Source organism: Sporosarcina sp. P3 (genome assembly GCF_002743415.1).
In the GTDB taxonomy this organism is placed as follows: domain Bacteria; phylum Bacillota; class Bacilli; order Bacillales_A; family Planococcaceae; genus Sporosarcina; species Sporosarcina ureae_A.
The window spans coordinates 302,973-318,250 of record NZ_PDZE01000003.1; the positions used below are offsets into that span (position 1 = coordinate 302,973).

The window sequence follows — 15,278 nt, forward strand, 5'->3', positions numbered from 1 at the left end:
CTGTTGTAATGTACTATACTTGTTTTTATACAATACTGCAAATACAGGAAAAGTATGTTGTGAAATTATGAATAGAATACCCACTTACTACACATCCTAGGTAACTACACTGTATCTAAGGAGCGGATAAAATGAATACAGTAAAGGATTTTCCTATTCAGCAAAACAGATTATTAAATGCGGGCTTCCTATTAGCTTGCTTATGTTTATTAGATGCCATTTTTACGGATTATGGTTTACGGCTTGGTCTTATAGAAGAGGCCAATCTACTAGTAGCATTTTTATATGAACGAAGTATTCCTTTATTTTATATAGTAAAAATAGGATTGCCTTTGATCTTGTTATATATCGTAACCATCAGTTCTTCAGGTATTGTAGTACGTATCTCTTTGACTACTGCATTGTTTATTTATATCGCCGTGTTGTTTATGCATATTTTTTGGTTAATTATGGCCGCAATCTGAAAAGTAATAAAATTGTCTCTTCCACAAATCCTGTATACTGAATATAAATAGGCAGGGTTGACATGAAGCAACATAGCAATCGTGATCTAGCAGTCTGTATCTATCCTTGTGAACATTATGCTTTCTTAGAAGGGGAGCTAGCGTGGGCATCTTTACGGTAGGTGAAATTATTATCCAAGTCTCAAAGAAACAAATTCCTTGCAGCATATTTAGTCAGCATACCGTCTGGGGAATGATAAATTATGTGGATAAATCGTTCGGTAAGGCTTGTGAAGATCTAAAAAGGAACTAACCTACGATAATAAAATCGTTGGTCAGTTCCTTTTTTATTTATAGGTATTGTTTCACCAATTTTTCAATCCGTAGTCTAAGTTTAAAAGACGATTCCTGTAATAGAGGGTATCTTCAAAATATATTATCTGTTTTTAAAATCCGGTGAAACCGTAAACGAGGCTTCTGTTTTATCTTTTACTTCATCTGTTGTAACACCAGCAAATGTTTCAACAAGAACCATGCCGTCCTCCGTGAAATCAAATACAGCTAGATCCGTGATGAGTCGATCTACAACGCCAAGACCCGTTAACGGTAACGAACACGTTTTCTTCACTTTTGATTCACCGTGTTTATTGACATGATCCATGATCACAATGACACGTTTTGCGCCGACAACTAAGTCCATTGCACCGCCCATTCCTTTGACGACTTTTCCTGGGATCATCCAGTTAGCCAAATCTCCACTCTCCGAAACTTCCATACCGCCAAGAATAGCCAAGTCGATGTGTCCACCACGAATCATCGCAAATGATTCGGCACTATCAAAGAAAGAAGAACCTGGGACTGTCGTAATGGTTTCTTTCCCAGCATTGATCAGATCAGCATCCTCTTGCCCTTCTATTGGGTAAGGACCAATACCAAGCAAGCCGTTCTCCGACTGCAATAAAACCGTCATCCCATCTGGAATTTCATTAGCGACAAGCGTTGGCATACCAATACCGAGATTGACATTCATACCATCTTGAATTTCTTCTACCGCACGCTTTACAATTGTATTCCGTGTTTCTGTCATGTTCATCTCTCCTTTTTACGCTTTTCTCACTGTTAAGCGCTCAATACGTTTTTCATAATCCGTGCCAAGTACTACTCGCTGTACATAAACGCCCGGTGTATCAATTTCTTCTGGAGCCAGCTCGCCGGCTTCGACGATTTCTTCTACTTCTGCAATCGTTATTTTGCCCGCCATTGCAGCAAGTGGATTAAAGTTCATCGCAGTCTTGCGATAGACTAAGTTTCCAAGTGTATCCGCTTTCCAAGCTTTCACAAGCGCAAAATCTCCGACGATCCCTTCTTCTAGCAGATACGTCTTACCGTTAAACTCTTTCGTTTCTTTACCTTCTGCAATGGGTGTGCCGACACCTGTCGCTGTGTAGAATCCGGGAATTCCTGCACCGCCTGCTCTAATTCTCTCTGCAAGCGTTCCTTGTGGACTCAATTCTACTTCTAGCTCTCCGTTAAGAAACTGTTTTTCGAACGTCTTGTTCTCTCCAACATAAGATGCAATCATCTTTTTAATCTGTTTATTACCTAGCAGCTTTCCAAGACCTGCATCATCTACCCCACAATTGTTGCTCGCTACTGTTAAATCCTTCACACCACTATCTCGTAACGCTTCAATAGATTTCTCTGGAATACCGCATAGTCCGAAGCCACCTACAATTAACGTAGCACCGTCTTCAATATCTGAAACCGCTTCCACAAAAGAATTCATTATTTTACTCATACCGTAACCTCCTCCGACTCTTTATTAATAGTGTACAGATTTCTGACTTATATGTAAAATGAATATAGTGAATGAACTTTATTCCCAATCAGAATAAATGAAAGGAGTAGGTGATCATGGATCTTAAAGACTTTCATGCTTTTATAGAAGTGGCCAATCATTTAAGTTTTACGAAGGCGGCTGAACATTCCTATATATCACAGCCCTCGTTGAGTAAATCAGTGAAGAAACTTGAAGAAGAACTGAATGTCGTACTTTTCAACCGTTCAACACGCAGTCTTCGATTGACGGATGCAGGTGACATTGTGTATGAGCAAGGACAACAAATCCTTCAGTTACTCGGTGAGCTTCCTGTCTTACTTGAAGATCTTGCCGAAGGGGTATCGGGAGAAATTAAAATCGGAATGCCTCCTTTGATCGGAACCTTGTTTTTTCCACAGATCGCCAAAAACCTATCAAAGAATTATCCCCATATAAAAATAGAATTACATGAACTCGGTGCCAAAGTTATTGAAGAGCTTGTAGATAAAGGCCAGATTGACGCTGGCATTATTGTGCTGCCGACGAATCAAGATATTTTCGAAGTACATCCTTTCATTTCGGATAAATTCTATTTATTCGTCCACACAGATCATCCATTTTCGAAACGAGATGCAGTCGCGTTATCCGAATTAAAAGATGAACAACTCATCCTATTCTCTAAGAGCTTTGCGTTACATCGCTATATTATAGGCGCCTGTAAAGAGGCTGGTTTTAATCCGACTATATCGTATGAAAGCTCGCAGTGGGATTTGATCATTGAACTGGTGGCAGCAAAGTTAGGTATTACGCTTCTTCCTCAATCCATATCGACGAAATTTACTAATGAAAATATTAAAATGATTCCACTCGAAGGTCCACCTTTACTGTGGAAACTCGGCATTGTCACTAAGAAGAACAGTTATCATTCTTTTGCCTTGAAGAACTTCATGCTGATGTTTTGAAACCAACTACTATAAAGGTGCCCGTATTGTATGAATCAGATGTGAATTATAAGTAGACGAAAAACCCCAACCATAATGGTTGAGGTTTTTGTTTCACGTGGAACAGTATGGTTTGTTTAGAACATTTTCGTAGTCCACGTTTCACCATTCCAAATGGTAGATACTACGTCTTCATAAAAGTCAGGCTCATGTGAAATGAGCAAGATACTTCCTTTATATTCCTTCAAAGCACGTTTCAGCTCTTCTTTTGCATCATAATCCAAGTGGTTTGTAGGCTCATCCAATACTAGTAAATTTGTTTCGCTATTTACCAGTTTACAAAGACGTACCTTTGCCCGCTCTCCCCCACTTAATACTTTTACTTTACTTTCAATATGTTTTGTTGTTAATCCAACACGCGCTAAAGCCGCACGTACTTCATATTGCGCAAAGTGTGGGAACTCACTCCAAATCTCTTCCAAGCACGTATTGTCTGTGTCTGTTTTCATTTCCTGTTCGAAGTAACCAATTGATAGATGCTCACCTTGTTCCACTTTCCCTGAAAGAGCCTTTATTTCCCCGAGAATACTTTTTAACAGTGTCGTTTTACCGATACCGTTTGCTCCTGCAAGTGCAATTTTCTGTCCACGTTCCATAGATAGATGTAAAGGCTTCGATAGCGGTTCATCGTAACCAATCACTAGATCTGTCGTTTCAAATAAGTATTTCCCCGGTGTTCTAGCCGTTTTGAAATCAAAATGTGGCTTTGGTTTCTCTGAATCTAACTCTATAACGTCCATCTTGTCCAGCTTCTTCTGTCGTGACATCGCCATTCGACTCGTTGCTGCATTTGCTTTATTGCGCGCTACAAAATCTTTTAAGTGAGAAATTTCTTTCTGTTGCTTTTTATAAGCCGCTTCGACTTGTTGTAGCCTCATTTCACGCACACGTAAAAACTCGTCATAGTCGCCAGGATAACGATTGACTTGTTGATTTTCCATATGATAAATCAAGTTAATGACACTGTTCAAGAATGGAATGTCATGCGAAATCAAAATGAATGCCCCTGGATACTCTTGTAAATACGTACGCAACCATTCAATATGCTCAACATCCAAGTAGTTCGTCGGCTCATCAAGCAATAAGATATCGGGCTTTTCGAGCAGCAACTTAGCCAGTAATACTTTTGTACGTTGACCACCACTCAAGTCATTCACGTCAGTATCCAAACCAAATTCATCGAGTCCAAGACCATTTGCAACTTCTTCTACCTTTGCATCAATCATATAAAAATCACTCTGCTCTAAAGATTCTTGAATTTGACCGGTTTCTTCAAGCAAACCTTCCAGTTCATCCGGCTCCACTTCACCCATCTTGGCAAAGAGGCTGTTCATCTCCGTTTCCATGTCGTATAAGTATTGAAACGCAGTGCGCAATACATTACGGATAGACATCCCCTGCTTCAACACCGCATGCTGATCTAAGTATCCGACTCGAACACGCTTTGACCACGTAACAGTTCCTGCATCCGGCTCTAGCTTATGCGTAATGATATTCATAAACGTGGATTTACCTTCTCCGTTCGCACCTACTAATCCTATATGTTCACCTGCTAATAGACGAAATGATACATCTTCAAAAATTACACGGTCACCGAACCCGTGGCTAATATTTTTTACTGTTAATAAACTCATGTTGTACACCTATTCCTTTTCCATTGTCTCAATCAAACTTATCTACGTTATTTTAACATCCTATACTTATAATTACTTAAGAAAAGAGAAAACAATATGTACTACCGGCAATCAATAGTAATTTCCATTACCTATAAAGTATCTCGTTTATTGAAAGTTGTATGATCTTTTGCGTACTTTAGAACATGCTCCGTGTGAAACAGGCTTTCTCGCTTACGCATTCCTTTATAAATGTAAAAAAAGGAACATGTAGCCAAAGCCACATGTTCCTACTGTTTATTTCATTTTATATAACTCTTCATTCATTGATTTGAATAACGCATACATCATCAGTAAAATGACGAATGAGAATGGCAAGGCCGCTATGATAATTGTGTTCTGCAAGGCAAGAAGTCCACCAGCAGAAAGCAAAATCAATGCGATTGTTGAAACAATGATACCCCAAACCACTTTTACGGAGTTCGGCGGCGTCAATGAACCATACGTTGATTGCATGCCCAACACGTAAGTCGCTGAGTCGGCTGACGTGATGAAGAACGATGTTACTAGAAGAATCGCGAACAGTGATAGAACTAATGATAATGGCATTGCGTGGAACATCTCAAACGCCACTACTTCAATATTCAAAGAAGCTAAATCTGCTATTCCGTTATTCTGCATTTCGATTGCTGTAGTACCAAATGTTGAGAACCATAAGAACCCAAAGAATGAAGGTACAAGCAAGACGCCTGCCATAAACTCACGGATTGTACGTCCTTTAGATACTCGTGCAATGAACATACTGACGAATGGTGACCAAGAGATCCACCAAGCCCAATAAAATATAGTCCATCCATCTAACCATCCACGATTTTCACCATTGAGCGGAGCTGTCCCCATACTCATATCGATGAGGTTTGTAAAGTAACCGCCAACTGAATCCGTGAACATATTAAAGATCAATAAGGTAGGTCCAAGAATAAGGATCAATCCTAAGAGGGCTACTGCTAATATCAAGTTAATATTGGACAGATAGCGAATTCCTCTACTCAATCCAGACCAGGCTGATCCAATAAATAGTACCGTTACAACCGTCACGATAATAATTTGTGATTGGATACCTATCGTAAAGCCAAACAAGTAATCCAAGCCTGCGTTAATTTGAACTGCACCCAAACCTAGTGAAGTCGCCACGCCGAAAGCGGTCGCGAATACAGCGAGTACGTCAATTACTGTCCCTAAAGGACCTTTTACTTTTTCTCCGAAGATTGGTTTCAATGTTGCGGAAATTAGGCCTGGTTGGCCTTTTCTAAACTGGAAGTACGCCAATGCCAAAGCAACCATTCCATACAAAGCCCAGATATGAAGACCATAATGTAGAAATGTTTTCCGCATAGACTCTTTAAAAGCTGCAGGTGTTAGCGGATCCTCTGTCGCTGGTACTGCGTAATGGGATAATGGTTCTGCGGCACCGTAGAAAACGAGTCCAATCCCCATCCCCGCCGAGAATAGCATCGCAATCCACGTAATCGTAGAAAATTGCGGACGATCTGTATCTTTCCCTAAACGGATTTTACCGTATGGGCTGAATATCATAAAAATACTGAGCAACAATAGCGCTGTCATAATTAACATATAGTACCAACCAAATGTTGATGCTACAAAGGCTTTACCGGCTGAAGTGATTTCCTCGAAATGCACTGGATTTATGACTCCATATCCTACCGCAATTATAATTAAGACAATGGTAATATAAAAAACCTTTGATATTTTCTTCATAGTTCCCCCTTTTGAGATGAATTACACAAGCAGGTTTACACTATACTGTAAAATATTCTAGAAATCAAATGAATACAAACAATTTATTTGATTTAATTAGAACGTAATATAGCCTAGACCCTATTGTAGTAAGCTTTCTTCTACATCCTATATTATCTCATTTTATTTTTACCACTATATTTTACTAGTAGAATTCATCTGTCGTATTACCCAAAATTTATATAATTGAGGAAAAAACCAGGTAGACCCCATAGTCTTTTACATATTCAGCTAATCCAATAGGTGGCGGCGTGTGCGCTAACCAAAGCCATCATACATCATGGCGAGTTTTTTAAAATTCCTTATTGATATATGTTTCATAAAGATTCTCCTTCTATTTAATGGTACGAACTATTATATTATTATTTTCAAGTAACCGTTTTGAAAAGTCAATTAATTATCGAAGAATAGTCACCATCATTGCTGTATACTAGTCAATATGTTTTACTTTTAAGATCATCTACTTCATAAAAACGGAGGTAATTCATCATGTCTGATCCACTAAACTATATAGAACTTCATGAAAAGGAAATCCTACAGACCTACCAAGACCTACATGCTATTGCCGAACCTAGTTGGCAAGAACAGCAGACATCAAGTTTTTTACAGGATCAGCTTTCATCTGCCGGTTTTACTATCACTACCTACAACGGGCATCACGGTTTCATCGCAGAAATTGTCGGTCGTACGAAAGGCGTCATTGCGTTGCGTGCGGATATGGATGCACTAGTACAGGAAGTTGACGGAGAAGTAGTCGCTAACCACTCGTGTGGCCATGACGCACACAGTACAATGGCGTTATATACCGCACTGGCTTTAAAGAATAGCGCAATCGATTTGCAGCATACAATCCGATTCATTTTTCAGCCTGCTGAGGAGCTAGCAGAAGGCGCATTACACATGATGAAAGAAGGTGTGCTCGAAGATGTTCTTTTTCTAGGCGGTCTACACGTACGCCCGCATACGGAGGTGCCGTTCGGTAAGTCTGCCCCTGCGATTTTACATGGCTCGTCTACTACTATTACGGGTACCATTACGGGTACGCCTGCACATGCAGCGAGACCTGAAGAGGGTAATAATCCAATTGAAGCAACGAGTTCTCTAATCCAGTCATTGCGTCAGATTCGCTTGCCGGGTAATAAAAAGTTCTCCATTAAGATGACAGAGCTACATAGTGGTGAAACGAGTAATTCCATCCCTGCCAGCGCTCGATTTACGCTAGATGTTCGCGCTGAAACGAATGAGACAATGGATGCGTTGCTAGCAAAAGCCCGCCACATTATACAGCATACTGCTACATTGACAGAGACGGAAATTGTGTATGATGAAGAAGGCTATTCACCTGCCGCCACAGAAAATGCCACAGCAATCCGACTAGCCCAACAAGCGATTGGTTCAATATTAGGAGAAGAAAACGTGGAAGGACCATGTATTTCTCAAGGGGCAGAAGACTTTCATTTTTACACGTGGAAAACGCCTGCTATTCCTGCCACGATGATTGGATTAGGTTGTGATTTGAAACCAGGCTTGCATCACCCACAAATGGCGTTCAACACCGACGCATTGATTTACGGTGCACAAATTCTGACGCAACTAATACTGAATGCGGACCGAGAATTATGAAAACAACCATCTATCAAGACCACGACAATATTCTAATGGGTATGACCATGAAAGATTGCAGTGAACCCGAGTGCCACAATACTGCTTTGCATGCATGTGTTTCAGCAGATGACGTGATGAGCAATCGGCGCCAATTGGCAAATTTTTTGCAATGTAATATAGGAGACTTTGTATTTGCTAACCAAACACATAGCGCAAACTTTCATAAAGTGACTGCACGTGATCGAGGTAAGGGCGCATTGCGACAAAATACAGCAATTCCTGATACGGATGCGCTATATTCATTTGAACCAAATATTGTACTATGTAGTTTTACGGCTGATTGCGTTCCTGTATTATTTTACAGTCAGGATTGCACGTTGATTGGAGCCATTCATTCCGGTTGGCAAGGAACTGTGAAGGAAATCACACTCAAGCTGTTTCACCACCTTCAGCAATACGAGCACTGTGACCTGAGTCATATCTATGTCCAAATCGGCGCAGCACTCAGTCAAGAAAAGTTCGAAGTCGACGAAGATGTCTATACAAAGTTTCATCTCCTAGGCTATGCAGATGAATTCATTTCTTATAACGCGGTAACACGAAAATACCATATTGATAACCAACTGACCGTGATGAAACAGTGCACAATGGCTGGAATTCCTGAAGCAAATATTACAATCGACCGTACGTGTACGTTCCTAAGTCCAGACGGCTTTTCCTATCGTCAAGATAGACAAGCCGGTCGTCATGTTAGCTTTATTAGGAGGAACACCTAAAAGACGTAGCGAAGAGCCCCTCACTGCGTCTTTCATTTCGATTCTAGTTGCAGCCTAACAGGTAATTTGGTTAGGCTGCATGTTTCATCACGATATCAAAAAGTGTTCCCGCTTTAATGCGAGAACACTTTTTAATTATTCCTTAGAATCCTTACGTGATCGATCCACTTTTTTCCGTTTCTCTATCATATCCAGTTCTTCACCAAATTCAGTGTTGTAATTCACATTCCGAATTCGATCGAACTGCTTATGAGGCTCTACCTTCTCATCTACTTCGTCAATAATTTCTTCATTTGATTTTACTAAAAGTCCAATCGTCGCCAAACCGCTTAGTCCCACAATGGCATAGACAATCTTCGCAAGAATTGTGTTTTGTCCTCCAAATACGCTGGCAACCAAATCAAAGTTAAAAAATCCGATCATTCCCCAGTTAAGAGCACCAATAATGACTAACGTCAGTGCAATCCGCATAAATACACTCATGTTGCGCACCTCCTCCAACAATCTATAATTGAATCCTGTACATGTCTGTATAGATTCCTTATTATAGTTCACCGAAAGAGAATTTTCATACATTTTCACGTAAATATTGTTCTATTTATGTTGCGAAGACCTTACAGTAGTAGAACTATAAAAATGAAAGCAGGGATAAAGTGCGGATCAATGGAGTGTTTTCAGGCGGTGGATTAAAAGGTTTTGCGCTAGTTGGAGCAGTTTCGGAGTTGGAGAAACAAGGTTATCGCTTTGAAAACGTGGCTGGCACAAGTGCAGGAGCTATTGTTGCAAGCTTTTTGGCAGCTGGCTATACATCGGATGAAATTACAGTCATGTTAGCTGAAGAAGATTTCCAAGCTCTGCTGGATCCGAGAAAGACTTTATTGCCACTTCCTTTTATGAAATGGATATCGCTTTATTGGAGAATGGGATTGTATCAAGGAAAGGCGTTGGAGGATTGGTTCTTTAACAAGCTCGCACGAAAAGGTTGTTATGCGTTTGGTGATCTTCCGAGAGGCTCGTTAAAACTGGTGGCATCTGACTTAACAAATGGCAAGATGATGGTGCTACCTGATGATTTAGAGACATACGGCTATGATGCTGAACGATTTTCCATTGCGAAAGCATTGCGTATGAGTTGTGGTATTCCCTACTTTTTTGAACCAGTGCGACTCGATGCACCTAAAGGGACTATTGTTGTAGACGGTGGTGTATTGAGTAATTTCCCGATGTGGCTTTTTGATGAAGATCCCTCGTCATATAAACATCCCGTAATCGGGCTCAAACTAAGTCGCAATCAAGACGAAGTTCCCGGACGCACCATTCGAAATGCCTTGCAATTATTTGAAGCATTATTCTCTACCATGAAAAATGCGCATGATGAAAGATATATCTCAAAGCAACATGTACAAAATATCATCTTTATTCCTGTAGAAGATTATAGTGCGACACAGTTTGATCTGAATGAAGAACAAATGGATGATTTGCTGTCTATCGGACGTAGTCGCACCAAAGAATTCTTGCTAACTTGGTCACCGGCAAAACCCCAGCTAGTTAGTCACCAAAATGTCATGTAATTGAAATATTTGATTCTATGACAGTTTAAAACATCATTCTAGGGGGTAAATTGACTTATAAGGAGGGTTGCAATCATGACCGATCAAAATGAAAGTTCTATTTTTATCCGAGAGCTCGAACTACTCAGTGACGAGTACCATACTGCGCCCGCCGATATCAAAACTTTTATCCTACAAGATATTCAGTTACTTGAGTCCGCGATTTCACTTTTACAAAGTGATGTCCAGTAGCGACTTATCATACAGAGTAGATCTATATTTTAGCTCAAAGAAATAACTGTTGCAGTTTATTATCACGCTCTGCACGTTCTTCCCCTGTTGCCAGATCATATTTTTTCAACAAATGAAATACCTCATTCAGTGTCTCTTGATTTAATGGTTTGCTTAAAAATAATTCACAGTTCCCCACTAGTTCCTTTGGCATAAATTGTTGTTGTTCTGCTAACTTTTCCAATACATCCTGCTGCGTATGATCAATTGTACATTTACTCATTTGTATTCACTCCCTTATTCACACTGTATCATAACTTTCAAAGAACTTAAAACGAAGACTTGTTGCTAATTTCGTAAGAGCTACGAGTCTTTTTGTTATTTCCCGCCATTCGCCCGGAGATGAAAAGGTCATGACAGCTAGTAAAAACGCAAGAAGACTATTTCTCTCTGCTCTTTTGCCTCCTCTTATTGTCTCTACTTTCCCATTCACACTAGTAACCGGAACCTTACTATTCATAGTATCGGTGACTACCTATAAACCAATTAGCTGAATAAATGCCCCTTTCACTGCCGCTTCCGCAACCACTGTAACTAGACTAAGCGTCTTTGATATCACTGTTACATTAACCATTTTCGGAGAAGTCGTGTTGCTCATACTGACCCAACTAGGCGGCATCGGATTAACGGTATTTGCCGTTCTCATTATTCGTATGACCTAGTGCAAACAGGTTACTTGATCGTAATGAATTAGATTGAAAACCTTTCAGATTTTACTCTGTAGGTTTTTTTATTGTTGACTTAACCGTTATTACTGTATATGCTGTACATATACAGTAATAAAAAGAAACGGGGTGATGTATTGAATATTGTCATCTCCAATACGGTGAATCAGCCAATATATCTGCAAATTAAAAATCAGTTGAAAGAGCAGATTTTATTAGGCGCACTGAAAGAGAAAGAAGCACTGCCTTCCATACGTAAACTAGCGAAGGATTTGCAGATTAGTGTAATCACAACGAAAAAGGCTTACGAAGAGCTAGAACGAGATGGATTGATCGAAACGTTTCCAGGAAAAGGTTCATTTGTTGCCGCGCAGAATCATGAGCTTTTGAAAGAAGAACAGTTAAAAAAAATTGAAGAACAGCTGGTGAATGTTATTCAGGATGGGCGATCTTTTGATGTAGGACTTGAGGAAATGATTCATATGCTGACATTGCTATATGAGGAGTGAAAAGAATGGAAAATATAGTGGAAGTACGAGATCTGACGAAACAGTTTAAGGGATTTACACTGAATAATCTCAATTTCGATATTAAAAAAGGTTTCATTACCGGCTTCATCGGGGCAAATGGTGCTGGAAAAACGACGACGATTCGCTGTTTAATGGATTTAATTCGGGCTGATCGAGGAGAAATACGTGTGTTTGGTGAGTCTCATAAACGTCACACCGTAGAAATCAAAGAGCGCATCGGCTTCGTTTATGATGCAGATTTCTACTATGAAGACCTGACTATCGAGAAAAATAAGCGCATTCTTGCCCCCTTCTATTCAAAGTGGGATGATGAACTATTCTATTCCTATCTAAGAAAGTTTCAATTGAATACAGCACAACGCCTCAAGCATTTATCAAAAGGTATGCGAATGAAGTTTTCACTTGCGATGGCTCTTTCTCACCATCCTGATCTTATCATTATGGATGAACCTACAGCTGGTCTGGATCCAATCGTCCGACGCGAACTACTCGACATGATGCAAGACCTTATACAAGATGAGGAAAAGGCTATCTTCTTTTCGACACATATCACAACTGACTTGGAGAAAATAGCAGATTTCATTGTTTTTATTCATCACGGACAGATTATCTTTCAAGGTGAGAAAGACGAATTCACCGAACGTTATGTAGTAGTAAAAGGCACCGTAGATCAGCGTACTTTGCTTGACGGATTACCAGCAATTGGACTACGCACTACAGATGTTGGTTTCGATTGCTTGGCGGATACTGCTGAGATCCCTATAGATCGCTTGACATCACTGCTTATTGAAAAACCGACACTCGAAGATATTATGTATTACACCGGAAGGAGAGAATGCTCATGAATGCTTTGATCCGAAAAGATGTATATACACAAAAGACGAGTACTTACCTTATTTCGGCACTGTGGTTTATCATCTTTACAAACTTCTTCACAGACGGTCAACCTGTACGTCATGTTTTACTCCTAATCTTCGTCGCTTATTTCATAGCCATTTCAACGAGTAGCAAGGCGTTTGAAAAAGAATCAGTCTTATTAAACAGCCTTCCGGTTACAAGAAAACAATTCGTACTGGCGAAGTATGCATCTGGTTTCATCTGGTTTGGTCTGTCAACGGTGGCTGTGCTGTTTTATATCTTCTTGTTCGGTACATTTGCTCCGTTCCCTACCCGGATGATGACAATACCTGAATTACTCATCGCCCTGGGATTCTTTTACCTCATCCTCTCTCTCTTTTATCCGTTGCAATACAAAGCGGGCTATGTACTAGCGTCTTCTTTAACAATTGCCTTGCCGTTACTAAGCATGATGTCATTTAGAATTATATTAAATATTATGGAAAACCCCAGAATGGTAGCAGAACAAAAATTCTTTTTGCAAACCGCAGAACTCATTACGACCAATCAATGGACAATCGCACTCTCCATTCTACTAGTTAGCGCCTTGCTAACATGGTTATCCATTTTGTTATCGATACGAATCGTAAGCAAAACAGATTTTGACCATGCATAATTTTTTAAGCTATATAACTTTTAAAATGAATGTCGTTAGTTAGTCCATTTCACTCTTACTTCTACACAAAACAAATGCCCTATTGAAGTGTTGTCACTTTCAACAGGGCATTTGTTTTCATGTACCGCAATAGGTTCGAAAAGTTGTTCCGTCTTCAGGCGGATTCACGTATTCTTCTTGATCAGTTGTATATGCATAAGGGTTTTCGAGAACTTCAAGTAGCTTCATAAACGGATGCATATTACCAGTTTCAGCTGCCAGTAACGCTTCTTCTACCCGATGGTTTCTTGGAATGATCGATGGATTATGTTGCTTCATCAATGCTTCTACTGATTGTGTATCTTCCTTTTGACGTTGTAGTCTATCAACCCAACGCTCTTTCCATTCTATAAAGTCGAGCTCATGGAACCACTCTTCCTGCTGTCCAAGAGTCAATGAACGGAAAGTATTTGTAAAATCGGCTCGATGATCTTTCATGACAGACAACAAGTCTTTTACCAACGTTTCATCGGCTTCCTCTTTATTGAACAAGCCTAATTTGGATCTCATACCTGCCAACCATTCTGCGCCGTATATCATGGCAAAAGCGGAAAGCTTGCCCTCTGCTAACTTCACTGCTTCTGCTGGTTCTTCGTGAAGCAACGGCAAAAGTGTCTCGGCAAAACGAGTTAGATTCCATTCCGCTATACCGGGTTGATTGCGGTAAGAATAGCGTCCTTGGACATCAATGGAACTAAAAACGGTTTGCGGATCATAATGATCCATAAAAGCACAAGGTCCATAGTCAATAGTCTCACCGCTAATTGTCATATTGTCCGTATTCATCACACCATGAATGAAGCCGGTAAGCTGCCATTTTGCAATCAAAGATGCCTGACGCTGTATGACTTGCTCGAGTAGGGATACATAAGGGTGAGGCGCTGATTTCACTTCAGGAAAATGACGTTGAATTGTGTAATCTGCCAGAGCACGTAAATCTTCGACTACTTGTCTGGCCGCCGCATATTGGAACGTTCCGACGCGTAAGTGACTTGAAGCCACTCTTGTCAACACCGCTCCTGTCAAAGCCGTTTCACGCAAAACAGGCTCACCTGTTACTGCGACGGCTAAACTGCGTGTTGTGGGGATATTCAGTCCATGCATCGCTTCGCTAATTAAATACTCACGTAACATAGGCCCGAGAGCCGCACGTCCGTCCCCACCACGAGAATAAGGTGTCCTTCCTGATCCCTTCAGTTGAATATCCACTCGGTGCCCTTCTGGAGTTAGATGCTCACCTAACAGCATAGCTCTTCCATCACCCAGCATAGTAAAGTTACCGAATTGGTGACCTGCATAGGCTTGAGCAATAGGTTCTATACCTTCCAACTGTTCATTACCAGCAAAAACAGCAACCGCCTCTTCCGAGTGCAATTGTCTTTCATCAAGACCTAGCGATCCCGCCAGTTGATCATTAGTCACAACCAGTTGCGGTGAGCTGACGGTGTTTGGTTCCACTGCTGCGTAAAATGTTTCCGGTAGTTCACAGTAACTGCATTCAACTTTCCAACCGATATTCTGATTACGTTTCATATGTTGTTCTTCCTTTCCATATGATGCCCTAGTATGAATTCTTCTTATTTGTTGTGCTCTATTTCACTTAATTCGCTTTCTT

The 15,278-nt window shown here is 40.4% G+C and carries 17 protein-coding genes; 9 read left to right on the top strand and 8 right to left on the bottom strand.

What is annotated here, in order from left to right:
- Positions 1 to 131 precede the first annotated feature (131 nt).
- Positions 132 to 464: a DUF5658 family protein gene (locus tag CSV61_RS05800; RefSeq protein ID WP_099638416.1), complete on the top strand. Its 333-nt coding sequence runs from the start codon at positions 132 to 134 to the stop codon at positions 462 to 464.
- Between the two features lie 415 nt (positions 465 to 879).
- Here the strand turns inward: CSV61_RS05800 and CSV61_RS05805 are convergent, their stop codons facing one another.
- Together CSV61_RS05805 and CSV61_RS05810 are read right to left on the bottom strand one after the other, a co-directional pair.
- The gene (locus CSV61_RS05805; RefSeq protein WP_099638417.1) at positions 880 to 1,530 is read right to left on the bottom strand and encodes a 3-oxoacid CoA-transferase subunit B; all 651 of its coding nucleotides are present in this window, start codon (positions 1,528 to 1,530) and stop codon (positions 880 to 882) included.
- Between the two features lie 15 nt (positions 1,531 to 1,545).
- Positions 1,546 to 2,241, bottom strand: a complete 696-nt coding sequence (locus CSV61_RS05810; protein ID WP_083034396.1) for a CoA transferase subunit A — start codon at positions 2,239 to 2,241, stop codon at positions 1,546 to 1,548.
- Between the two features lie 116 nt (positions 2,242 to 2,357).
- Between CSV61_RS05810 and CSV61_RS05815 the strand changes: the two genes are divergently transcribed.
- Positions 2,358 to 3,224, top strand: a complete 867-nt coding sequence (locus CSV61_RS05815) for a LysR family transcriptional regulator (RefSeq protein ID WP_099638418.1) — start codon at positions 2,358 to 2,360, stop codon at positions 3,222 to 3,224.
- 116 nt (positions 3,225 to 3,340) lie between these two features.
- On the opposite strand, the gene CSV61_RS05820 is transcribed toward CSV61_RS05815, so the two are convergent.
- Together CSV61_RS05820 and CSV61_RS05825 are read right to left on the bottom strand one after the other, a co-directional pair.
- Complete coding sequence (locus CSV61_RS05820) at positions 3,341 to 4,897, bottom strand: ABC-F family ATP-binding cassette domain-containing protein (protein WP_099638419.1); 1,557 nt, start codon at positions 4,895 to 4,897, stop codon at positions 3,341 to 3,343.
- 276 nt (positions 4,898 to 5,173) lie between these two features.
- Complete coding sequence (locus CSV61_RS05825) at positions 5,174 to 6,655, bottom strand: BCCT family transporter (protein WP_099638420.1); 1,482 nt, start codon at positions 6,653 to 6,655, stop codon at positions 5,174 to 5,176.
- Positions 6,656 to 7,183: 528 nt separating this feature from the next.
- Here CSV61_RS05825 and CSV61_RS05830 point away from each other — a divergent pair.
- Together CSV61_RS05830 and pgeF are read left to right on the top strand one after the other, a co-directional pair.
- Complete coding sequence (locus CSV61_RS05830) at positions 7,184 to 8,317, top strand: amidohydrolase (RefSeq protein WP_099638421.1); 1,134 nt, start codon at positions 7,184 to 7,186, stop codon at positions 8,315 to 8,317.
- Complete coding sequence (gene pgeF, locus CSV61_RS05835) at positions 8,314 to 9,075, top strand: peptidoglycan editing factor PgeF (protein WP_099638422.1); 762 nt, start codon at positions 8,314 to 8,316, stop codon at positions 9,073 to 9,075. The genes CSV61_RS05830 and pgeF overlap by 4 nt, the downstream gene beginning before the upstream one ends.
- Positions 9,076 to 9,210: 135 nt before the next feature.
- Here pgeF and CSV61_RS05840 read toward each other — a convergent pair whose 3' ends face one another.
- On the bottom strand, positions 9,211 to 9,558 hold the full coding sequence (locus CSV61_RS05840) for a DUF378 domain-containing protein (RefSeq protein ID WP_099638423.1): 348 nt from the start codon (positions 9,556 to 9,558) through the stop codon (positions 9,211 to 9,213).
- Between the two features lie 170 nt (positions 9,559 to 9,728).
- On the opposite strand from CSV61_RS05840, the gene CSV61_RS05845 reads away from it, so the two are divergent.
- Together CSV61_RS05845 and CSV61_RS16710 are read left to right on the top strand one after the other, a co-directional pair.
- The gene (locus CSV61_RS05845; protein WP_099638424.1) at positions 9,729 to 10,646 is read left to right on the top strand and encodes a patatin-like phospholipase family protein; all 918 of its coding nucleotides are present in this window, start codon (positions 9,729 to 9,731) and stop codon (positions 10,644 to 10,646) included.
- A 75-nt stretch (positions 10,647 to 10,721) separates the two neighbouring features.
- Positions 10,722 to 10,877, top strand: a complete 156-nt coding sequence (locus CSV61_RS16710; protein ID WP_156890555.1) for a hypothetical protein — start codon at positions 10,722 to 10,724, stop codon at positions 10,875 to 10,877.
- A 34-nt stretch (positions 10,878 to 10,911) separates the two neighbouring features.
- Here CSV61_RS16710 and CSV61_RS05850 read toward each other — a convergent pair whose 3' ends face one another.
- Both CSV61_RS05850 and CSV61_RS16715 read right to left on the bottom strand, forming a co-directional pair.
- Complete coding sequence (locus CSV61_RS05850) at positions 10,912 to 11,139, bottom strand: group-specific protein (RefSeq protein ID WP_099638425.1); 228 nt, start codon at positions 11,137 to 11,139, stop codon at positions 10,912 to 10,914.
- A gap of 252 nt (positions 11,140 to 11,391) precedes the next feature.
- A complete protein-coding gene (locus tag CSV61_RS16715; RefSeq protein WP_158233782.1) occupies positions 11,392 to 11,562 on the bottom strand; it encodes a hypothetical protein in 171 nt (56 codons plus the stop codon).
- A gap of 156 nt (positions 11,563 to 11,718) precedes the next feature.
- Between CSV61_RS16715 and CSV61_RS05860 the strand changes: the two genes are divergently transcribed.
- Genes CSV61_RS05860 through CSV61_RS05870 form a run of 3 tightly spaced genes read left to right on the top strand, consistent with a single transcriptional unit; the run spans position 11,719 to position 13,624 of the window.
- On the top strand, positions 11,719 to 12,090 hold the full coding sequence (locus tag CSV61_RS05860) for a GntR family transcriptional regulator (RefSeq protein WP_099638427.1): 372 nt from the start codon (positions 11,719 to 11,721) through the stop codon (positions 12,088 to 12,090).
- A 5-nt stretch (positions 12,091 to 12,095) separates the two neighbouring features.
- Positions 12,096 to 12,956, top strand: a complete 861-nt coding sequence (locus CSV61_RS05865) for an ABC transporter ATP-binding protein (RefSeq protein ID WP_099638428.1) — start codon at positions 12,096 to 12,098, stop codon at positions 12,954 to 12,956.
- Positions 12,953 to 13,624: an ABC-2 transporter permease gene (locus CSV61_RS05870; RefSeq protein ID WP_158233783.1), complete on the top strand. Its 672-nt coding sequence runs from the start codon at positions 12,953 to 12,955 to the stop codon at positions 13,622 to 13,624. Before CSV61_RS05865 ends, CSV61_RS05870 begins: the two co-directional genes overlap by 4 nt.
- 117 nt (positions 13,625 to 13,741) lie before the next feature.
- On the opposite strand, the gene CSV61_RS05875 is transcribed toward CSV61_RS05870, so the two are convergent.
- Positions 13,742 to 15,196, bottom strand: coding sequence for a protein adenylyltransferase SelO (locus CSV61_RS05875; protein ID WP_099638430.1), 1,455 nt, complete (start codon positions 15,194 to 15,196; stop codon positions 13,742 to 13,744).
- Positions 15,197 to 15,278 lie beyond the last annotated feature (82 nt).